This window comes from Thermus igniterrae ATCC 700962 (genome assembly GCF_000376265.1).
GTDB lineage: Bacteria > Deinococcota > Deinococci > Deinococcales > Thermaceae > Thermus > Thermus igniterrae.
In genome coordinates this window covers 18,683-37,302 of sequence record NZ_AQWU01000074.1, presented here as the reverse complement: position 1 = coordinate 37,302, position 18,620 = coordinate 18,683, and the positions used below count along the sequence as shown (strand labels likewise).

General features: G+C 69.8%; 21 protein-coding genes and 1 tRNA gene. 7 read left to right on the top strand and 15 right to left on the bottom strand.

Annotation, left to right across the window (positions count from 1 at the left end; translation table 11 throughout):
* The 12 genes from rimO to ychF all read right to left on the bottom strand — a co-directional run bounded on the left by rimO (position 1) and on the right by ychF (position 11,195).
* The gene (gene rimO, locus B128_RS0111520) at positions 1–1,305 is read right to left on the bottom strand and encodes a 30S ribosomal protein S12 methylthiotransferase RimO (RefSeq protein WP_018112424.1); all 1,305 of its coding nucleotides are present in this window, start codon (positions 1,303–1,305) and stop codon (positions 1–3) included.
* 47 nt (positions 1,306–1,352) lie between these two features.
* On the bottom strand, positions 1,353–2,231 hold the full coding sequence (locus B128_RS0111515; RefSeq protein ID WP_018112423.1) for a RodZ domain-containing protein: 879 nt from the start codon (positions 2,229–2,231) through the stop codon (positions 1,353–1,355).
* Between the two features lie 4 nt (positions 2,232–2,235).
* Positions 2,236–3,081 carry a pseudouridine-5'-phosphate glycosidase gene (locus tag B128_RS0111510; RefSeq protein ID WP_018112422.1) on the bottom strand — a complete coding sequence of 282 codons (846 nt, stop codon included), beginning with the start codon at positions 3,079–3,081 and terminating at the stop codon, positions 2,236–2,238.
* Positions 3,082–3,097: 16 nt separating this feature from the next.
* On the bottom strand, positions 3,098–3,859 hold the full coding sequence (locus B128_RS0111505; RefSeq protein WP_018112421.1) for a DUF4388 domain-containing protein: 762 nt from the start codon (positions 3,857–3,859) through the stop codon (positions 3,098–3,100).
* Complete coding sequence (locus tag B128_RS0111500; RefSeq protein WP_018112420.1) at positions 3,835–4,623, bottom strand: fructosamine kinase family protein; 789 nt, start codon at positions 4,621–4,623, stop codon at positions 3,835–3,837. The genes B128_RS0111505 and B128_RS0111500 overlap by 25 nt, the downstream gene beginning before the upstream one ends.
* A complete protein-coding gene (locus B128_RS0111495; protein WP_040683634.1) occupies positions 4,586–5,080 on the bottom strand; it encodes a low molecular weight protein-tyrosine-phosphatase in 495 nt (164 codons plus the stop codon). Before B128_RS0111495 ends, B128_RS0111500 begins: the two co-directional genes overlap by 38 nt.
* A gap of 14 nt (positions 5,081–5,094) precedes the next feature.
* Entirely contained in the window at positions 5,095–6,642 is a 1,548-nt protein-coding gene (locus tag B128_RS0111490) for a sensor histidine kinase (RefSeq protein ID WP_018112418.1), read from the bottom strand.
* Entirely contained in the window at positions 6,635–7,378 is a 744-nt protein-coding gene (locus tag B128_RS0111485) for an RNA methyltransferase (protein ID WP_018112417.1), read from the bottom strand. The genes B128_RS0111490 and B128_RS0111485 overlap by 8 nt, the downstream gene beginning before the upstream one ends.
* Positions 7,375–9,534 carry a transglycosylase domain-containing protein gene (locus B128_RS0111480; RefSeq protein WP_040683638.1) on the bottom strand — a complete coding sequence of 720 codons (2,160 nt, stop codon included), beginning with the start codon at positions 9,532–9,534 and terminating at the stop codon, positions 7,375–7,377. Before B128_RS0111480 ends, B128_RS0111485 begins: the two co-directional genes overlap by 4 nt.
* A 20-nt stretch (positions 9,535–9,554) precedes the next feature.
* Positions 9,555–9,917, bottom strand: a complete 363-nt coding sequence (locus B128_RS0111475) for a response regulator (RefSeq protein ID WP_018112415.1) — start codon at positions 9,915–9,917, stop codon at positions 9,555–9,557.
* Between the two features lie 45 nt (positions 9,918–9,962).
* Positions 9,963–10,036, bottom strand: a tRNA-Gln gene (locus tag B128_RS0111470).
* Between the two features lie 52 nt (positions 10,037–10,088).
* Entirely contained in the window at positions 10,089–11,195 is a 1,107-nt protein-coding gene (gene ychF, locus B128_RS0111465; protein ID WP_018112414.1) for a redox-regulated ATPase YchF, read from the bottom strand.
* A 73-nt stretch (positions 11,196–11,268) separates the two neighbouring features.
* On the opposite strand from ychF, the gene deoC reads away from it, so the two are divergent.
* Genes deoC through B128_RS0111430 form a run of 7 tightly spaced genes read left to right on the top strand, consistent with a single transcriptional unit; the run spans position 11,269 to position 17,106 of the window.
* The gene (deoC, locus tag B128_RS0111460) at positions 11,269–11,928 is read left to right on the top strand and encodes a deoxyribose-phosphate aldolase (RefSeq protein WP_018112413.1); all 660 of its coding nucleotides are present in this window, start codon (positions 11,269–11,271) and stop codon (positions 11,926–11,928) included.
* Positions 11,918–13,039, top strand: coding sequence for a phospholipase D-like domain-containing protein (locus B128_RS0111455; protein WP_018112412.1), 1,122 nt, complete (start codon positions 11,918–11,920; stop codon positions 13,037–13,039). The genes deoC and B128_RS0111455 overlap by 11 nt, the downstream gene beginning before the upstream one ends.
* Complete coding sequence (locus tag B128_RS0111450; RefSeq protein WP_018112411.1) at positions 13,015–13,581, top strand: Maf family protein; 567 nt, start codon at positions 13,015–13,017, stop codon at positions 13,579–13,581. Before B128_RS0111455 ends, B128_RS0111450 begins: the two co-directional genes overlap by 25 nt.
* A complete protein-coding gene (gene mreC, locus B128_RS0111445; protein ID WP_018112410.1) occupies positions 13,578–14,366 on the top strand; it encodes a rod shape-determining protein MreC in 789 nt (262 codons plus the stop codon). Before B128_RS0111450 ends, mreC begins: the two co-directional genes overlap by 4 nt.
* A complete protein-coding gene (locus B128_RS0111440) occupies positions 14,363–14,818 on the top strand; it encodes a hypothetical protein (RefSeq protein ID WP_018112409.1) in 456 nt (151 codons plus the stop codon). Before mreC ends, B128_RS0111440 begins: the two co-directional genes overlap by 4 nt.
* Positions 14,815–16,566, top strand: a complete 1,752-nt coding sequence (locus B128_RS0111435; RefSeq protein WP_026175221.1) for a penicillin-binding transpeptidase domain-containing protein — start codon at positions 14,815–14,817, stop codon at positions 16,564–16,566. Before B128_RS0111440 ends, B128_RS0111435 begins: the two co-directional genes overlap by 4 nt.
* Before the next feature lie 9 nt (positions 16,567–16,575).
* A complete protein-coding gene (locus B128_RS0111430) occupies positions 16,576–17,106 on the top strand; it encodes a septum site-determining protein MinC (RefSeq protein WP_018112407.1) in 531 nt (176 codons plus the stop codon).
* On the opposite strand, the gene B128_RS0111425 is transcribed toward B128_RS0111430, so the two are convergent.
* Genes B128_RS0111425 through B128_RS0111415 form a run of 3 tightly spaced genes read right to left on the bottom strand, consistent with a single transcriptional unit; the run spans position 17,093 to position 18,394 of the window.
* On the bottom strand, positions 17,093–17,530 hold the full coding sequence (locus tag B128_RS0111425) for a DUF420 domain-containing protein (RefSeq protein WP_018112406.1): 438 nt from the start codon (positions 17,528–17,530) through the stop codon (positions 17,093–17,095). The genes B128_RS0111430 and B128_RS0111425 overlap by 14 nt on opposite strands.
* Entirely contained in the window at positions 17,527–17,802 is a 276-nt protein-coding gene (locus B128_RS0111420) for a hypothetical protein (RefSeq protein WP_018112405.1), read from the bottom strand. Before B128_RS0111420 ends, B128_RS0111425 begins: the two co-directional genes overlap by 4 nt.
* Positions 17,803–17,821: 19 nt before the next feature.
* The gene (locus B128_RS0111415) at positions 17,822–18,394 is read right to left on the bottom strand and encodes a hypothetical protein (RefSeq protein WP_018112404.1); all 573 of its coding nucleotides are present in this window, start codon (positions 18,392–18,394) and stop codon (positions 17,822–17,824) included.
* Positions 18,395–18,620 lie beyond the last annotated feature (226 nt).

Sequence of the window (18,620 nt, the reverse complement as noted above, 5' to 3'; positions counted from 1 at the left end):
CTAAACCTGGACCCCGTGGAGGTCGTAGGTATCCGCCCGGGTGATGCGCACCCGTATCCTTTCCCCTATCCGCACCGTGCCGTCGGTCTCCACGTAGACCAGGCCGTCTATGCCCGGAGCGTCGCGGTAGCTACGGCCCACGGCAAGCCCCGGCTCGGGAAGCTCGTCCACTAAGACCTCCAGGGTCTTGCCCACGAAGCCCTGGTTCTTCTTGAGGCTGATGCGGGCCTGGAGCTCCAGGAGGCGGGCCTTGCGCTCTTCCTTCACCTCCTCGGGCACGTGGCCGGGAAGGGCATTGGCCTCCGCCCCCTCCACAGGGGAGTAGGTGAAGACCCCCACCCGGTCCAGCTCCGCCTCCTCCAGAAACTCCAGAAGGAGCCTGAAGTCCTCCTCAGTCTCCCCGGGGAAGCCCACGATGAAGCTGGAGCGGACCGCCAGGTGGGGCACCACCTCCCGCCAGGCCTGCAGGGTCTTCAGGTGGCTTTGGTAGCCCCCGGGCCGGCGCATGAGGCGGAGGATGCGTTCGGAGGCATGCTGCAGGGGGACGTCCAGGTAGGGGAGCACCTTGCCCTCGGCCATGAGGGGCAGGAGCTCCCCCACGTGGGGGTAGGGGTAGACGTAGTGGAGGCGGATCCAGGCCCCCAGCTCGGCCATGTGGGCCAGGAGGTCCTTGAGTTCGGCCCGGACCAGGCGGTCCCCCCAGAAGCTCTCCCGGTGCCGGAGGTCCACCCCGTAGGCGGAGAGGTCCTGGGCGACGAGGAGGAGCTCCTTGGTGCCCGTGGCCACCAGCCGGGCGGCCTCGGCCAGGACCTCGGCGGCGTCCCGGGAGCGCAGGCCGCCCCGGAGCTTGGGGATGATGCAGAAGCTACAGCGGTGGTCGCACCCCTCGGAAAGCTTGAGGTAGGCGTAGTGCCGGGGGGTGAGCTTCACCTGAGGGGGGACCAGGTCCAAGAAGGGGTCGCGGGGAGCGGGCAGAAACGCCTGCACCGCCTCCAGGACCCGCTCCACCTCCCCCGGGCCCGTGACCTCCAGGACCATGGGGTAGCGCTCCCGGATCACCTCGGGCCGGGCCCCCAGGCACCCGGTCACCACCACCTTGCCGTTTTCCCGCAGGGCCTCGCCGATGGCCTCGAGGCTCTCCTCCACCGCCGGGGTGATGAAGCCGCAGGTGTTCACCACCACCAGCTCGGCCTCCTGGTAGCTTCCGCTCGTCTCGTAGCCCAGGGCCTTGAGCCTTGAGAGGATCTGCTCGGAGTCCACCAGGGCCTTGGGGCAGCCCAGGCTCACAAAACCGATCTTCGCCATACGCCTCCAGGGGCCAAGGCCCCGACAAAAAAGCAGTATACCAGCCCCTAGGGGCCCTCAAAGCGCCGGGTGACAGGCCTGCCCGGCTCCCCCAAGAGGCCCTGGTCCTGGCCGGCCAGGAAAACCCGCACGGCACCCGGATTGCCGGCCCGCACCTCCACGGGCAGGTCAAAGCGAAGCTCGGCCCCCACCTCGGGGATGCCCTCGTAAAGGCGCTTCTCCCCCTGGGTCACCCTAAGCCAGCTCCGCCCCTCCAGCCTGAGGACCAGCTGCCCCCCGCCTGGGGAGGGCGCCGGAGCCTGGTCCTGGGAAGCTGGGGGAGAGGAGGGCAGGGGCTTCAGGCGGAAGGAGAGGGACCGGGGGCGGTCCAGGAGGACCTCCTCCTCCCAGGGCTCGTACCCTGGAAGCTCCAGACGCAAAACCCGCTTCCCCCCCTCCAGGGGGGGACTCTCCAGGGGGGTCTGGCCCAGGTAGAAACCGTCCAGATAGACCCGGGCCCCCGGGGGCTCGCTCACCACCCGCAAGGGGTAGCGGGGGGCCACCTGGGGAGGGGGTTCTGGAGGAAGCTCCACCACCCTGGGGGAGGCCGGCCGCAGGAGGAGGTAGGCCCCAAGGCCCAGGACCAGGAGGAAGCCCAGGAGGAGAACCCAGGGGAGGCCCCGCCTTCGGGGAGGGGGCGGAGGCGGAAGGGTGGGAGGCTCTGGGGGGGCATAGAGGGCCAGCAGGGGCTCGGGGTCCAGCCCCAAAAGCCGGGCGTAGCGCCGCAGGTAGCCCCGGGTGAGGGCGGGCTCGGGAAGGTCTTCAAAGCGACAGGCCTCCAGGGCCTCCAGCACCCTTACCTTCAGGGAAAGCCGCTCCGCCGCCTCCTTTAGGGAAAGCCCCTTCTCCTCCCGCGCCCGCTTGAGCCTCTCCCCCAGCTCGCACACAAGGCTATTCTAGTGCGGATAGGGCCAGGGCCACCTGGGCGGCCAGGCGGGCATTTTCCCGAAGAAGCCGCTCGTTCACCCGGTCGGTCTCGCCCCCCGTAAGTTCAGAAAGCCGCCGCAGGAGGTAGGGGGTGAGGGCCTTGCCAAAGACCCCTTCCCGGGCCGCCTGGTGGTTGGCCTCTTCCACAAAGCGGGCCACCTCCTCATAGGGGAGGCCCTGGGAGACGGGGTTCACCAGGAGGACCGCCCCCAGGCCCAGGGCCCGGGCCTTGCGGAACACCCGGGCGGCCTCGAGGGGCGTCTCCACCCGGGCCGGCACGGGAAAGGGGGAGTCGGGGGAGAAAAAGGCCGGCAGGCGGTCCGTGCGGTACCCCACCACGGAGACCCCCAGGGTCTCCAGCCGCTCCAGGGTGGCCCGCAGGTCCAGGATGGCCTTGGGCCCCGAGGAGACCACCAGGATGGGGGTGCGGGCCAGGGCCATGAGGTCGGCGCTCTCGTCAAAGGGCTCGGGGTGCACCCCCCCAATCCCCCCCGTGGCGAAGACCCCTATCCCGTGGCGGTGGGCCAGGTGCACCGTGGCCGCCACCGTGGTGCCGGCGCTCTTGCCCTGGGCCAGGAGGGCCGCCAGGTTCCACAGGCTGGCCTTCTCCGCTCCCCCCCGGGCCAGGGCCTCCCGCTCCTCGGGGGTGAGGCCCACCCGCACCTCCCCCCGCACCAGGGCGATGGTTCTGGGAATCGCCCCCTCCCCCCGCACGGCCTCCTCCAGGGCCTCCACCGTGCGCAGGTTCAAGGGGTAGGGCAGGCCGTGGGTCAGGACCGCGGACTCCAAGGCCACCAAGGGCTCGCCCATGAGGGCAGTATACGGGTCAGAGCTCCGGCCACACCAAGACCTCCTCCCCCGCCCGCAGGCCGTGGAAGAGGAGGAGCTCGGGGGCAAGCCTCACCTCCACCCCAAGCCCCTCCGCCCCCTCCACCTCCAGGACCACTTCCTGCCGCCCCTTGAGCCGCACCCGGCGAAAGGGCCCGTAGTGCTCCCGCCAGGTGGCCAGGAGGATGGCCTCCACCTGGGCTCCCCGCTTCCCCAGGGCTACCCTAAGCCGGGCGGTGCGGGGAACCCGGGGGGAGACCTCCAGGAGGCGGAGGCGGGCCAGATGGCCCAGGCGCCGCAGGACCTCCCCCAGGGGCAGGCCAAGCTCCGCCGCCAGGTCCAGGGGGCTTTTACCCCCCCCCAGAGCCAGGAGGAGGGAGAGCTCCAGGGGGTCCAGGGTGGCCTGGAGGGCCTGGGCCCGGGAGGCCGGGCGCACCAGGTCAAAGGGGCCCAGGGCCACCCCCTCGTCCAGGAGGCGGATGGCCTGGAGCAAATAGGCCTCCAGGGGCCCCTCCAGGGAGCCCAGGGGGGCCCGCACGGCAGGGAGGAAGCGGAAGCGCCCCTCCTTCAGGGCCAGGACCTCCAAGAGGGCCTCCTGGCCCACCTTATCCCCGAAGGCGGCGTGGACGGGCCGGCCCCGCTCCAGGTAGACCTCCCCCTGTCCTCCCCCAGCCTCCACGACGAAAACCCCGCTCCGCCCCCCCTGGGCCAGAAGCTGCAGGAGGTCAATGGGGCCTAAGAGGCGAAAATCACCTTCCATAGGGGCGCCAGGTAGGCCTTGCCGAAAAAGTGCACATGGGCCAGGAGGTAGTAGACCTGGTAGCGGGGCAGGGCCCGCTCCACCTCCTGGGGTATGGGGTAAAGGGCGCGGTAGGCCCGCCAGAAGGCCTCGGGGAAGCCGCCGAAGAGGCGCATCATGGCCAGGTCCACCCCCCGCTCCCCCACGAAGAAGGAGGGGTCCAGAAGGGCTGGGCCCTGGGGGGTGAAGCGCAGGTTGCCGTGCCAGAGGTCCCCGTGCAGGGGGGCAGGGCCTTCGGTGGGAAGGGGCTTCCGGAAGAGGGACTCCACCTTAGGGCCAAGCCCCTCCAGGAGGTCCCAGGTGGCCCTCAGCAAGGGCTCCACCGCCCGGAGGTAGAAGAACTCTGTCCATTCCCCCCCTTCCCGCCCCGGAAGGGGAAAGGTGCCCAGGAAACCAGGTGGGGCGGCGTAGGCGGGTTCCCGCCGCCGGTGGAGGTCCGCCAGCATCCGGGCCAGGGCCTCCCAATCCGGGGGACCCTCCGGCAGGTACTCCAGCACAAGCCCCTCCTCCCCCACCCAGACCACCCGGGGCACCCGCACCCCCCGCGCCCCCAGGGCCCTAAGCCCCTCAGCCTCCGCGGGGAAAAGGCCCGAAGGAGCCCCCTCCGCCACCTTGACCACGTAAGGGCCCAGGCGGAACACCCGGGAGATGTCCCCCCCGTGTAGAGGGACGGGGGAGGCCTCCACCTCAAGCCCCGCCCGCCTCAGGAGCCCTCGAGGGTCCATGGGCCTCCAAAAAGGCCACAAGGGCCGCCTCCACCGTCCAGTACACCTCGCGGCAGTCCTGCAGGTCGCCGTAGTAGGGGTCGGGCACCTCGCCTCCGCCCAGGTAGTCCAGAAGGAGCCTGGCCTTGCCCCGGGCCTCGGGGAAGCGCCTTAAGACCTCGGCCAGGTTCTCCCGGTCCATGACCAGGATGTGGTCGTAGTGGAGGGCGTCCTCCCGGGTCATGGCCCGGGCCACGTGGGGAAAGTAGGCCCCCTCCTCCTCCAGCACCCGCCTGGCCCGCGGGTCCATGGGCTCTCCGGCGTGCCAGGCCCCGGTGCCCGCGGAGTCCACCTCAAAGCGGGCCTCCAGGCCCCGCTCCCGCAACAGCTTGCGGAAGGCCCCTTCCGCCAGGGGACTGCGGCAGATGTTGCCCAGGCAGACGAAGAGCACGCGCACGGGCCGTTCCATCCCCCCCATGATACGTGAGGCCCTCAGTAGGGGACCTCGGCCTCCACCTCCGTGCCCTTGCCGGGTTGGGAGCGCACGGCAAAACGCCCGCCCCGGGCCTCCACCCGCTCCCGCATCTGGGTGAGGCCGAACCCCCCCAGGCCCTGGGCCTCGGGGGCGGCGAAGCCCCGGCCGTTGTCCCGCACGCAAAGCCTCGCCCCCCGCTCCCCCAGAGGGGTGAGGGCCACCTCCACCCGGGTGGGCTTGCCGTGCTTGGCGGCGTTGGTGAGGGCTTCCTGCAGGACGCGGAAGAGGACCAGCTCGCTGGCCTGGGAAAGCCCCACGGTCTCGGGCAAGGACAGGTGGACGCGGAAACCCGCCTGCTCGGCAAAGGCCTGGGCATAGCGGCGCACGGACTCCAAAAAGCCGTAGCGCTCCAGGTCAATGGGCCTGAGGGCGAAGATGCTCCGCCGCACCTCGCGGATCTGGGAGCGCAGGGTCTCCTTCACCTCGGCCAGGGCCCTCAGGGCCGCCTCCCGGTCCTTGTCCAAAAGCCTTTCCGCCAGGTCCAGCTTCAGGGCCATGAAGGCCAGGCTCTGGGCGATGCCGTCGTGGATCTCCCGGGCGATGCGCGTGCGCTCCTCGTTGATGGCCAGCTCCTCGGCCCTGAGGTAGGCCTGGGCGTTGCGCACCGCCAGGGCCACCTGGGAGGCCAGGAAGGAGAGGAAGGGGATGCGGCGGGAGAGGTCCTTGCCCTTCAGCACCAGCACCCCCACGGTCTCCCTGGCCTTGAGGGGCAGGGCCAGGGTGCCCTCGGCCACGAAAAGGGGCCCCTCCAAAGCCCCCTTCCAGGCCCCCTCGGGCAGGAAGGGGTGGCCGGGCAGGGCCAGGTTGCGCACCACCCGGGGGAGCAGGAAGCCCTCCTCATCCAACAGGAGGACCCCGGCCCCCTCAGCCTCGGCCCAGGCCTGGATGCGCTCCAGAAGACCCTCCAGGAGGCGGTCCAGGTTGGCCTCGGCCTTCAGGGCCTGGTCCACCTCAAAGAGGGTGAGGCGGTCCCGGCTGCGGGCCACCACCGACTGCAAGGCCCCCGCCACCTCGTGGGCCAGCACCTCCAAAAAGGCCCGCTCCGGAGCGGGGGGGCAGGCCTCGAGGAACCCCTTAAGCCCCGGGAGCTCCACCCGCACCCCCCCGCACTCCTCCCCCGCGCGCACCCCCTCGGCCTCGAGGGCCAGGGGGTAGCCCAGGGTCTCCCGCAGGGCCTGGGCCATGCGGTACACGGCCTCCTCCAGGTTTTCGCTCTCCAGGGCCTCACGGAAAACCCGCCCTGCCGCCTGGAGGCGGCGGTTGGCCTCCTCCAGGGCCCTTTCCGCCCGGACCTTCTCCAGGACCTCCTGGGCGATCCACTCCAGCACCGCGTAGGTGACCAAAGGCCCCACCAGGGCGTAAAACCCCAGGCGGAGCCAGAGCACGCTGTCCGCGTGGCGGTAGGGCAAAAGGGCCAACTCAAAGATCACCACCACGGCGGCGATCAAAGGGGGCAAAAGCCGTTGGGCTAGGCGGACCAGGCGGTAGAGGTTCTGGCTAGCCATTCTTCCTCATCTGGTAGCGGCTCTGGTGGAGCAGGCCGCGCAGGAGCTGTACCTCCCCAGGGGAGAGCCGGGCCTTGTGGAGGATGCGGCGCAGGCGGCGCATGGCGTAGGGGTACCGGTGGGGGTCGGTGAAGCCGATCTCCAGCACGTACCGCCCCAGGTCCTCAAAGAGGGCCTCGAGGGCCGCCACCTCCGCCAGCGTCTCCTTGTTCTCGGGGAGATGGCCCTGGACCAGGGCCTTGTGGAGCTCGTAGGCGAAGACCACCACCGCCTGGGCCAGGTTCAAGGAGGGCTGCTCAGGAGCGGTGGGGATGGTGCCGATCAGGTGGGCCAGGTCCAGCTCCTCGTTGGTGAGGCCAAAGGTCTCCCGGCCAAAGACCAAGGCCACCTTCCCCTCCACGGAGAGCACGTGCCCCGGCACCTCCCAGGCGGGGACCACGGGGGCCGGGTAGAGCTCGCGGGGCCTGCCCGTGGTGGCCACCACCAGGCTCACCCCCTCCAGGGCCTCCCGGAGGCTTCCCACGGGTACGGCCCTGTCCAGGATGCTCTCCGCGTGCACCGCCACCCAGTAGGCCTCCCGGGCCCAAGGGGGGCCCACCCGGGGACCGGGGTTCACCACGTAAAGCTCGGAAAGCCCAAAGTTGCGCATGGCCCGGGCCACGGCCCCCACGTTCATGGGTTCCTGGGGCTCCACCAAGACCACGCGCACCCGCTCTAGGGTAGGGGTTTGGCTCATGGCGTCTCCTCGTGTGGCGGCGTCTCCTGGGAAGGCGTCGCGGGGGCAGGGGTCTCCGTGGGGGAAGAAGGAGGCACAGGGGCAGGCAAAGGCGCCGTCTCCCCCGAGGGAGGGGCCTCCACGGGGGGCTTGGCCACCGGGAGCTGAGGGCCTTTGCCCTGGGGGAACCAGGCCTCTACCCCCTGGGGGGAGGCCAGGCCCGAGGCCAGGTCAAACCGGGCCTTCTCCAACCCCTGGGGCGGGGGGAAGTCGCCCCCGGGCCGGCCCCGCAGGGCCTCGGCCACGAAGTCCCGCCAGATGGGGGGGTTGACCACCGAGCTGGAGGGCTCCCTGCCCCCCATGCGCAGGGGCTGGTTGTCGTCCCGCCCCACCCAGACCACCGCGGAAAGCCCCCGCGTGACCCCGGCGAACCAAAGGTCGCGGGCCTCGTTGGTGGTGCCGGTCTTGCCCCCCACCACCCGGCCCGGGATGCGGGCCCGCTTGGCCAGGCCCCCCTCCCCCAGGTCGTAGACGTAGCCCTTCAGGAGGTCCCAGCCCTGGTAGGCCACCAGGGGGTCAAAGAGGCGGCGCCGCTCGGGGAGGGCCTGGTAGAGGACCTGGCCCTGGGCATCCTCCACCCGCTTCACGTACAGGGGCGCCACCCGGTAGCCCCCGTTGACGAAGGCGGCGTAGGCGGCTGCCAGGTCCACGGGGGTGATGGAGGCCCCGCCGATGGCGATGGCCAGGGTAGGGTACTTCACGGCAAAACCCGCCTCGGCCAGCTTCCTGGCCACCTTTTCCACCCCGATGGCCTCCGCGGTGTAGATGGCGGGGAGGTTCAGGGAGAGGTCCAGGGCGTAGCGCACGCTAATCTCCCGGTTGAGGAAGGTGCCGGAGAAGTTCTTGGGCCGCCAGACGCCTCCAGGCTGGCTGGGGTCGGGGAACTCCAGGGGGCGGTCAGGGACCAAGGTGGCCTGGGTCCAGCCCGCCTCAAAGGCGGTGGCGTACACGAAGGGCTTGACCGCACTCCCCGGGTTCCTCAGGGCCCGGGTGGCCCGGTTGTACTCATCCCCCTCCCGCCGCACCCCGCCCACCAGGGCCAGGACCTCCCCCGTGTCCGGGTCCAGGCCCACGATGGCAAGCTCGGCGCCCTCGGGGAGGCGGGCCCCCTTGGCCGCGGCCTCCGCCGCCCGCTGCATGGCGGGGTCCAGGGTGGTGTAGACCCTAAGCCCCCCTTCCCCATAGACCTTTTCCCGGCCGAAGCGGGCCTCGAGGAAACGCCGCACCTCCAGGACGAAGTGGGGGGCCATGCGGTAGTCCAACTGGCGGAGGATGCGGGCCTCGGGGTCCTCCAGGGTGGCCTCCAGGACCTCCCCCCCTTCCCCGTAGCGCACCCGCCAGCCCCGGGGCACCAGGGGCTCGCGCCAGGCGGCCTCGGCCACCTCCCGGCTCACCCACCCCTCGGCCACCATCTGGTCCAAAAGAAGGCGCATCCGCTCCCGCACTCCTCTGAAGTCGGCGTAGCGGGCGTTGGGAGCGGGCACCAAGGAGGCCAGGTAGAGCCCCTCGGCCAGGGTGAGGGCCGCGGGGTCCTTGCCGAAGTAGGCCTCCGCCGCCCCCTTGATCCCCACGGCATTCCCTCCCCAGGGGACCACGTTCAGGTACATCTCCAGGATCTCCGCCTTGGTGTAGCGCCGCTCCAGCTCCAAGGCCAGGATCCACTCCTTGAACTTGCGCTCCAGGGAGCGGGCCTGGGCCAGCTCCTTCAGGAGGGTGTTCTTGATGACCTGGGTGGTGATGGTGCTCCCCCCCTGGAGGTCCCCCCGCAGGACGGCGTAAAGGGCCCCCAAAAGGCGCACGGGGTCCACCCCGTAGTGCTGGAAGAAGCGGCGGTCCTCGGAGAAGACCAAAGCGGCCAGGGCCGCCGGCGAGACCTGGGAAAGCCTGACCAGGCTCCGGTGGATGGCCCGCCCTTCCTCCACGCTGGCGATCTGGGCCAGGGGGGTGCCGTCCCGGGCATAGAGGGTGGAGGTGGCGGTGAGGCGCAGGCGGTCAAACTGGTCCAGGTCGGGAAGCTGGCGGGTGTAGGCGTAGGCCAGATAGCCCAGGGCCAAGCCAATGCCGGCCAGAAGCCCGGCCAGAAGGAGGAAGAGGAGGCGGAAGACCCGCACGCCCACCAGTTTACCCAAGGGAGGCCTCAGGGGCTTAGGCCCAGGAACCTAAGGAGCTTCTCCCGGGTCAGGGGCTTTTCCAGGGGCACCACCCGCACCACCTCGGCGGTGGTGCGGAGCTTCTCCGAGGGGCCGATCAGAACCGCCAGGGGCACCTCCTTCAGGCGCTTCACGTGGCGGATGCGGGTGGCGGCGGCGAAGGGGTCCACGTCCAGGTCCTCATCCAGGAGGATGTAGCGGGGGGTGTGCTCCAGGAGCCAAAAAAGCCCCTCCCGGGCCAAGTCAAAGTGGCGGACGGGGATGCCGTGCTCGGAAAGCACCAGATCCACGTAGGCCCTGAGGGCCTCGCTACGGCTTAATAGGAGCAGGCCCGGATAGTCCGCCGCCACGCGGCCAGTCTACCGAGGGGGTGCGAAAAGGGCGTGAAAAAAATATGGCTGGGGCGCGTGGACTCGAACCACGACCGGCGGATCCAAAGTCCGCTGTCCTGCCATTAGACGACGCCCCAGCGTCCAAGGGGGATTGTAGGCCATGAGGACGCCTTCGTCAAACCCCCCACCCTAGACGTTGAAGAGGATGTAGAGGACGTCCCCGTCCTGCACCTCGTAGTCCTTGCCCTCGAGGCGCACCCATCCCCGCTCCTTGGCCCGGGCCCACCCCCCGGCCTCCACCAGCCGGTCCCAGGGGATGACCTCGGCCCGGATGAAGCCCCGCTCCATGTCGGAGTGGATCTCCCCCGCCGCTTCCGGAGCCTTGGCCCCCCGGCACACGGTCCAGGCCCGCACCTCCTTCTCCCCGGCGGTGAAGAAGGTGAAGAGGGAAAGGGCCTGGTAGCCTGCCCGGGCCAGGCGTTGCAGGCCGCTTTCCGTAAGGCCGTAGGCGGCCAGGAGTTCCCTGGCCTCCTCCGGGGGAAGCTCAGCCAGCTCGGCCTCCAGCCGGGCGGAGACCACCACCACCTCAGCCCCCTCGGCCTGGGCCTTGGCCCGCACCGCCTGCACGTGGGGGTTATCCTTTCCCTCAGGCAGGTCCTCCTCGGAGACGTTGGCCACGTAGATCACCGGCTTGGCGGTGAGGAGAGGGGTCTCCCGCAGGAAGCGCCTGGCCTCCTCCGAGGGAGGACAGGTGCGGGCAGGCTTCCCCGCCTGCAGGTGGGCGTAGAGCCCCTCGGCCGCCTCCAAAATGGGGGCCATCTCCCGGTTGGCCCGGGCCTCTTTACGCAGGCGCTCTAGCCTCCGCTCTAGGGTGGCCAGGTCCGCCAGGAGGAGCTCGGTCTCCACCACCTCCGCGTCCTCCAGGGGGTCCACCCGGCCCATCACGTGGACCACATTGGGGTCGGGAAAGCAGCGGAGCACGTGGGCGATGGCCGCCACCTCGCGGATGTGGGCCAGGAACTGGTTGCCAAGCCCCTCCCCCTTGTGGGCCCCCTTGACCAGGCCAGCGATGTCCACGAACTCCACGTGGGTGGGCACCACGGGGGGCACCCTTTCCCCCTTGGCGAAGACCCGTTGCAGGGCGTAAAGCCGCTCGTCCTCCAGGGCCACCACCCCCACGTTTTTGTCTATGGTGGCGAAGGGGTAGTTGGCGGCCAAGGCCCCTGCCCGGGTAAGGGCGTTGAAGAGGGTGGACTTGCCTACGTTGGGTAGACCGACGATTCCTACGGCTAGCATCTTGACCTCAAAAAAAGCCCCTGTGCGGGGCCTCTTTCCATCCTATCACGCCCGTTGCGTATGATGGCAGGGTATGGACCTGGCCGCCCACATTGACCATACCCTCTTAAAACCCACCGCCACCCCGGAGGAGGTCCTAAAGGTAGCGGAAGAAGCATTGGAACATGGCTTTTTTGGGCTTTGCATCCCCCCCTCTTACGTGCCCCTGGTGCGGCAGGCCTTTCCTCACGCGCCCTTCCGCCTGGTGACGGTGGTGGGCTTTCCCCTGGGGTACCAGGCACCGGAGGTGAAGGCCCTCGAGGCCGCCCTAGCCGTGGCCCAAGGGGCGGACGAGGTGGACATGGTGATCCACCTAGGCCAGGCCCTGGCGGGGAACCTGGCCTACCTGGAAAAGGAGGTGGACCAGGTGCGTCAGGCGGTCCCCCGGGCCGTCTTAAAGGTCATCCTGGAGACGGGCCACTTCTCCCCCGAGGCCCTGGAGAAGGTGGCGGAGGCCGCCTTGAGGGGCGGGGCCGACTTCCTCAAGACCTCCACCGGCTTCGGCCCCCGGGGGGCCACCCTGGAGGACGTGGAGCTCCTGGTGCGGGTGGCCCGGGGTCGGGCCCAGGTGAAGGCGGCCGGGGGAATCCGCGACCGGGAGACGGCCATCAGGCTCCTTCAGGCGGGAGCCACCCGGCTTGGCACCTCCGCTGGGGTGGCCCTGGTGCGTGGGGAAAGCGCCCATGGGTACTAGGCGGCGCAAGACCCTGGCCGGGTTGCCCAGCTACCTGGTCCTCCTGGTCCTCCTCCTGCTTTGGGCCTACCAGGAGCTACGCCCTGGCCCCAGCGCCCCCCTGGAGACCGGGGCGGTGGAGGCCTACTTCATGCCCCAGGAGGGCACCCAGGCCAAAGCCCGCCTGGTGGGCCTCATGGACGGGGCCCAGGCCTCCATAGAGGGGGCCTTCTACGAGTTCCGTGACCTGGAGATCGCCCAAGCCCTCCTCCGGGCGGCGAAGCGGGGGGTGCAGGTGCGGCTTTACGGGGAAAGCGACTACCGGGAGGACTTCCGCCGCTACTTGGTGGCCGCCGCCCTGGGCCAGAGCGCGGAACCTCCCCGGGTGCCCCAGCGGGTGGTGCAGGAGTGGGTGCGCCCCACGGGTCCAGGGTGCGAGGCCATTACGGGGCTAAGCATCTGCTACGACGAGCGGGAGGGCTTCATGCACCACAAGTTCCTGGTGGTGGACGAGAGGGTGGTCTGGACGGGAAGCACCAACATGACCTGGAACGCCTTCGCCCGCAACAACGAAAACAGCCTCCTCCTCCCCTCCCCCACCCTGGCCCAGGGGTACGGTCGGGAGTTCGCTACCCTCTTCCAGGGGGCCAAGGAAGGCCTTGGGGAGCCGGTCCCCTTCCGCCTCGAGGGGGTGGAGGGCACAGCCTACTTCAGCCCCAAGGGGGGGGAAAGGGGGCGCGAAGCCCTCTTACAAAGGCTCAGGGAGGCGCAGGAGGAGGTCTTGGTGGCAGCCTTCGTCCTCACGGACCAGGCGGTCCTCGAGGAGCTCCTCCGGGCCAAGGAGCGGGGGGCCAGGGTGCAGGTGCTCCTGGAAAGGCGGAACCTGGGGGATAGCCGGGAGGAGGCCCTCTTGGCGGCGGGTATCCCGGTACGCCAGGACGGCAACCCCTACACCCTGCACCACAAGGTCATGGTCCTGGACCGCACCTGGGTGGTCACGGGAAGCTACAACTTCTCCCTCCGGGCCTTCCAGGTGAACAACGAAAACCTCCTGGTCCTCAAAGGTCCGGCCCTGGCGGAGCGCTATCGGGAGGAAATCCTCAGGCTATGGGCGGAAGGGAGACCCCTCTAGTCCTCACCCTGGCCTCGGCCAGCCCCAGGCGGAAGGCCCTCCTGGAGGCCCTGGGCTACCCCCTCAGGGTCGTGCCCCCCGGGGTGGCCGAGGACCTGGACCTCCCCCCCCGGGAGCTGGCCCTGGCCCTGGCCCGGCGCAAGGGAGAAAGCGTCCCCGGGGAGTGGGTCCTGGCCGCGGACACCGTGGTGGACCTGGACGGCCAGGCCCTGGGGAAGCCCAAGGACCCTGAGGAAAACCGTGCCTTCCTGCGCCGCCTCTCGGGGCGAAGCCACCTGGTGCACACCGGCCTCTACCTGCGCACCCCCACGGGGGTGGTGGCCGAGGTGCACACTGCCCGGGTGCGCTTCCGCTCCCTCTCCGAAGAGGAAATCGCCTGGTACGTGGCGCGGGGGGAAGGGCTGGACAAGGCGGGAGGTTACGGGGCCCAGGGCCTGGGCATGGCCCTTCTGGAAGGCGTGGAGGGGGATTTCTACACGGTGGTGGGCCTGCCCGTGGCCCGGGTCTTTGCCCTTCTTTGGGAACGGGGGTTCCGGCCATGAGCGAGGTGGCCCTAAGGCGTAGCCTCTTCCTCCTCCTGCTCCTCTTGGGCCTGGGCCTGGCCACCCTCACCCGGCCCCTGGCCCCCCGCTTCTCCCTCACCCTCTCCCCCCTCACCGCCCCCCTGCCCGCCCTGGGCCACCGCCTGGGGCAGAACCTGCGGGCCGGGTTCGCCGCCCTTTGGAACCGTCAGGACCTCTACGGGGAAAACCTGGAGCTTAAGAAGCGGGTGGCCGCCCTGGAGGCGGAAAACCGCCGGCTTTCCCTGGAGGTGGAGAGGCTTTCCCGGGCCCTGGAGGTACGCCGGTCCCAGGCTCCCGGGGTGGTGGCGGTGGCCCCGGTGGTGGGGGAGGACCTTTCCGGCCTCTACCGCCGCCTGGTCCTGGGCCTGGGGGAACGGGATGGCCTCCGAGTGGGCATGCCCGTCACCACCCCGGAAGGCCTGGTGGGCCTCATCGTGGAGGTGGGAGAGCGCACCGCTTTGGTGCGCACCCTCTTGGACCCGGAAAGCCAGGTAGGGGTACGGCCAGAAAAGGCCCCGGGGCGGGGCATCGCCCGTGGCGCTCCCCCGGACGGACTGGTGGCGGAGTTTCCCCCTACGGTGCCCGTGGCCCCCGGGGACCTGCTCCTCACGGGCAGCCCCCTGGGCCTTTTCCCCGATGGCATCCCCGTGGGCCGGGTGGAGCGGGTGGAACGGGTGCAAGGCGGGCTCAAGCAACGAGTCTGGGTAAGGCCTTTGGTGGAGCTTTCCCTTCTGGAAGAGGTCATCGTGCTGAGGCCGCTATGAAGGTGTTTTTGGCCCTCCTCGCCACCCTTTTTCTGGCCGGCCTCCTGGGGACCCTCTGGCCCCAAGGGGCCATGGCCCCGGACCTCTTCCTGGTCCTGGCCCTCTGGTACGCCCGGTCCCAGCCCTACTACCTGGGCCTTCCCGGGGCCTTTTTGCTGGGTTTGCTCCAGGACCTTTTGGGCTATGGTCTTTTAGGTCTGCACGCGGTGGGGCTCCTAAGCGCCGCCTACGCCCACTACGGGGCCAGCCGCCGCCTCACCGAAGGAGCGGGTCTGGGCGCCCCTTTCGCCTTCCTCTGGGCCTTTTTGGCCAAGTGGGCGGGGTACTTCCTGGTGGTCTACTGGCTCCGCCTGGACCTCCCCCCCCTGGCTCCCCTGGACCTCTTCCTGGAAGGCCTCTTCACCCTGCCCTTTTTCCTCATGGCCCTGCGGTTTTCCGGTAAGCAGCCATGACGGGTAGGCTTTATGCCCTCATGCTCCTCTTCCTAATAGCCTTTGGCCTGTTGGGCCTCAGGGCCTGGCAGCTCCAGGTGCTGGAGCACGAGAAGTATGCCCTAAGGAGCCAGGGGAACTACCTGAAAACCGAGGGCATCCCCGCCCCCCGGGGGCGGATTCTGGACCGTAAGGGCCGGGTGATCGCCCAGGACCGGCTGGTGGTGGACCTGGTGTACGAGGGGGGGGAGGTGGCCTTCCGGGAAAGGCTTCTGCCCCTTCTGGGGCTTAAGGAGCTCCCCAAGGCCCAAGGGCCCACGGTGCTCAAGGCGGGCATCTCCGAGCACCTCCTCCCCACCCTGGCCGAGCTCACCGCCGGGCAGCCCAACCTCAAACTGGTGGAACGCATTGAACGGGCCTATCCCAACCCCATCTCCGGCCCGGTGCTGGGCTATGTGCTCCAGGCCAACGCCGAGCAGGTGAAAAGGGGCTATAGCCCCGAGGAGCAGGTGGGCCAGGCGGGCCTCGAGGCCGCCTTAGAACCCTACCTGCGGGGCAAGCGGGGAGTGCGGGCAGTGGAGGTGAACGTGCGGGGGGAGCGCCTCAGGGAGACCATCCTGGAGGAGCCTACTCCCGGGCAGGACGTGGTCCTCACCCTGGACCTGGACCTGCAACGGGCGGCGGAGCGGGCCCTGGAGGAGGCCCTGACCGACATCAACGCCGGCCGTAAGCGGAATGGCCTCCCCCCGGCCGCCCGGGTCAAGGGAGCCATCGTGGCCCTGGACCCCCGCACGGGGGAGGTGCTGGCCATGGCCAGCGCCCCCTCCTTTGACCCCAACCTGTTTGCCCGCCGCCCGGTGCCCAAGGAGGTCCAGGCCCTTCTGAAGGACCCGGACCTCCCCCTCCTCAACCGGGCGGTGCAGCCCTACACCCCGGGCTCCACCTTTAAGCTGGCCACTAGCTACGCTCTTCTGGAAGAAGGCTACGTGGGCCCCACCACCTCCTACCGCTGTAGTCCCTACATCGTCTACGGCGGCCAGGTGCGCCGCAACTGGGCGGGGCGGGACATGGGCCCCATGACGGTAAAGGAGGCCATCGCCTGGAGTTGCAACACCTGGTACTACCAGGGGGTGGCCCAGGACCCCCTGGGGGTGGTGGACCGCCTGGCGGCGCGGGCCCGCCTCCTGGGTCTGGGGGAGGCCACCGGCCTGGAGGTGGCCGAGCGCACCGGCCTCCTCCCCACCCGTTCCTGGAAGCGGGAGGCCTTCAAAGAACCCTGGTACCCTGGGGAGACCCTCTCCCTGGCCATCGGCCAGGGCCCCGTCCTGGCCACCCCTGCCCAGGTAGCCCGCATGCTGGCCACCCTGGCCAACGGGGGCCTCAAGCCCAGGCTCCACCTGGTGAAGCGCCTAGGGAATCTGGAGGTGCGGCCGCGCCTGGACCCGGTCCCCGGGCGCTTCTGGAAGGTTTTACAGGAGGGTTTGCGCAAGACCGTTACCGAAGGAACTGCCCGCCATGTCTTGGGAAACTTCCCCGTCCCCACCGGGGGCAAGACGGGTACCGCGGAAACCCCGGGCAAGCGGGCGGGCCTCGAGCACGCCTGGTACATGGGCTACGGGCCCACCGAACCCGGCACCCCCCACCCTCCCCTGGTGGTGGTGGCCTTCTTTGAAAACGGCGGGGAGGGCAGCCGGGTGGCCCTGCCCGCGGTGCGCAAGGTGATGGAGGCTTACTGGGGCCTGAGCAAGGAGGAGGCCGCGGCCAGGTAAAATGGCGCCATGCGCCTCCGCGCCACCCACAAGGCCCTGGCCCTCCGCCTGGACGGAGGGGAGACCCCGGAGGAACTCCGGGGGCTTACCCTGCCGGAAGGCCTCCCCCTGGAGGTAGAGGTGGCGGGCCCCGTTTCCTCCCAATTCCTGGAGGCCCTCCTCGCCCTGGGCCGCCCCTTTACCCTGATACCCCCCAGGGGGCGGGCCCCCGTGGGCACCCTGGTCCTCAGCAAAACCCTGCGGGCCGGGGAGCGGGTGGAACACCCCGGCACGGTGGTGGTCCTGGGGGACGTGAACCCTGGGGCCGAGGTGGTGGCGGGGGGAGATGTGATCGTGGTGGGCAAGCTCCGCGGCCTGGCCCACGCTGGGGCGGGCGGGGACGAGGAGCGCTTCGTCTTCGCCCTGGGGTTCGCCGCCAAGCAGGTGCGCATCGGCCCCCACCTGGCCCAGGCCCCCGAAGGGGAGGAGGGCCAGGGCCCCGAGCTGGCACGGGTCCAGGAAGGGCGGATCGTGGTGGAACCCTGGGCTAGAAGGCGATAGTCCCGGACTCCACCCCGTAGCGCTTGAGGACCAGATAGATGATCCAGCCGCTTACGGCCACGTAGAGCCAGATGGGCACCAGCACCTTGGCCCAGCGCTTGTGGAAGGCGAACTCCCCCCGCAGGGCCCGCCAGATGACGTAGAGGGCCAGGGGGCCGTTGAGGGCCGCTAGGAGGGTGTGGGTGAAGAGGAGGGCGTAGTAGGCCAGGCGCCAGGCCTCGGGGCCCCCGTAGGCCGTGGTGCCGTAAAGGGCCCATTTGGCCAAGTAGAAAACCAGGAAGAGGGCGGCCAAGGAGGTGGCCGTGAGCATGGCCCGGTGGTGCCAAACCCGCTCTCCCCGCTTGATGAGGACCACCCCACCCACCAGGGTTAGACCAGAAAGCACGATGCTCCAGACCGCCAGAAGCCCCAGAACGTCTTTCATGCCTTCTCCCCTAAACGCTCGCTCAAAAGCCGCACAGGCTCCAGGCGGGCCGTGCGGGCGTAGCTATACCCCCTAAGGTAGTCCTCCTCTTTGCCTTCCAGTTGGAAAAGCCGCAGGTAGGCCACGGCCAGAAGCCCGTCCCGCTCCCGGCCCGGAGGGAGGCGGTGGAGGAGCCTGGCGATCTCCCGGAGCCTGCGGACCTGGGAGGCCTCGAGGGGCGTCTCCCGCAAGGCGCGCGCCAAGTCCACCAGGTTCTCCCCCAAGCCCCGCATGGCGCAGAGTGTATCACAACTAGGGGAGACGCCGGGTAGTCCGGTTGCCGGCGGCGTCCACCGCCACCAGCACCGCCCCCCTAGGCACCTCCGCCGAGAAGGCCACCGCCTTTTCCTTAGGTAGGGAAAGGGGGGTGAAGCGCCCCCCCACGCCCACCACTACCCGGTCCACGGCCACGTTGTCCTCCACCCGGCCATAGACCCGGTAGAGGCTCCCTTCCCGCGCCACCCCGTCCACCAGGATGCGGGGCGGGGAGGCGTCCAGCACCAAAGGTATCCGCTTCTCCCCCACGTTGCCTTGAGCGTCTTGCGCCTTTAGGCTCAGCTCCACCTGGCCCGAGGCAGGGGCCTGGAGGCGGAAGCGGAAGCGCACCAACCGCATGCCCTTTTCCTCGGGAGGTAGGACCTCCTGCCCGTTCGCCTGCACGCTTACCACTCCCGAGGCGTCAAAGGCATAGCCCTCCACGCTCAGGGTGCGCCCCGGGGCCACACTCCCCCCCTGGGGCTCCAGCAGACCGAGCTCGGGAGGCGCCGTGTCCGGCCGGGCACAGGCGGCGAGAAGCAGGAGAAAAAGGAGGGGATACCTACGCATCCCCTCCATCTTAGGGGAGATTAGCGGAAGATCACGCCCACCCGGCCGGCGAAATCTGGGGCAACCCCCCGCCAGCCCGCCAAGTCGCCCAGGCCTATGCCGACCCCGAGGTTGAGCTCGGCATAAGCGCTAAAAGGCATCCCCGGAAGCTGGTACTCCACTCCTGCCAGGGCATGAGGGAACAGGTAAAGGCCTGTATACCCTAAGACGGTCCAGAAACCCCCGC

Bases quoted from the DNA above. Each gene is read 5' to 3' on its own strand.
- B128_RS0111495 (WP_040683634.1), bottom strand. From the start codon at position 5,080: ATGGGGGGGATGGAACGGCCCGTGCGCGTGCTCTTCGTCTGCCTGGGC.
- B128_RS0111450 (WP_018112411.1), top strand. From the start codon at position 13,015: ATGGGCGGAAGGGAGACCCCTCTAGTCCTCACCCTGGCCTCGGCCAGC.
- B128_RS0111440 (WP_018112409.1), top strand. From the start codon at position 14,363: ATGAAGGTGTTTTTGGCCCTCCTCGCCACCCTTTTTCTGGCCGGCCTC.
- B128_RS0111430 (WP_018112407.1), top strand. From the start codon at position 16,576: ATGCGCCTCCGCGCCACCCACAAGGCCCTGGCCCTCCGCCTGGACGGA.
- B128_RS0111510 (WP_018112422.1), bottom strand. From the start codon at position 3,081: ATGGGCGAGCCCTTGGTGGCCTTGGAGTCCGCGGTCCTGACCCACGGC.
- B128_RS0111415 (WP_018112404.1), bottom strand. From the start codon at position 18,394: ATGCGTAGGTATCCCCTCCTTTTTCTCCTGCTTCTCGCCGCCTGTGCC.
- B128_RS0111435 (WP_026175221.1), top strand. From the start codon at position 14,815: ATGACGGGTAGGCTTTATGCCCTCATGCTCCTCTTCCTAATAGCCTTT.
- mreC (WP_018112410.1), top strand. From the start codon at position 13,578: ATGAGCGAGGTGGCCCTAAGGCGTAGCCTCTTCCTCCTCCTGCTCCTC.
- B128_RS0111455 (WP_018112412.1), top strand. From the start codon at position 11,918: ATGGGTACTAGGCGGCGCAAGACCCTGGCCGGGTTGCCCAGCTACCTG.
- B128_RS0111420 (WP_018112405.1), bottom strand. From the start codon at position 17,802: ATGCGGGGCTTGGGGGAGAACCTGGTGGACTTGGCGCGCGCCTTGCGG.
- B128_RS0111485 (WP_018112417.1), bottom strand. From the start codon at position 7,378: ATGAGCCAAACCCCTACCCTAGAGCGGGTGCGCGTGGTCTTGGTGGAG.
- B128_RS0111505 (WP_018112421.1), bottom strand. From the start codon at position 3,859: ATGGAAGGTGATTTTCGCCTCTTAGGCCCCATTGACCTCCTGCAGCTT.
- B128_RS0111425 (WP_018112406.1), bottom strand. From the start codon at position 17,530: ATGAAAGACGTTCTGGGGCTTCTGGCGGTCTGGAGCATCGTGCTTTCT.
- B128_RS0111490 (WP_018112418.1), bottom strand. From the start codon at position 6,642: ATGGCTAGCCAGAACCTCTACCGCCTGGTCCGCCTAGCCCAACGGCTT.
- B128_RS0111500 (WP_018112420.1), bottom strand. From the start codon at position 4,623: ATGGACCCTCGAGGGCTCCTGAGGCGGGCGGGGCTTGAGGTGGAGGCC.
- rimO (WP_018112424.1), bottom strand. From the start codon at position 1,305: ATGGCGAAGATCGGTTTTGTGAGCCTGGGCTGCCCCAAGGCCCTGGTG.
- deoC (WP_018112413.1), top strand. From the start codon at position 11,269: ATGGACCTGGCCGCCCACATTGACCATACCCTCTTAAAACCCACCGCC.
- ychF (WP_018112414.1), bottom strand. From the start codon at position 11,195: ATGCTAGCCGTAGGAATCGTCGGTCTACCCAACGTAGGCAAGTCCACC.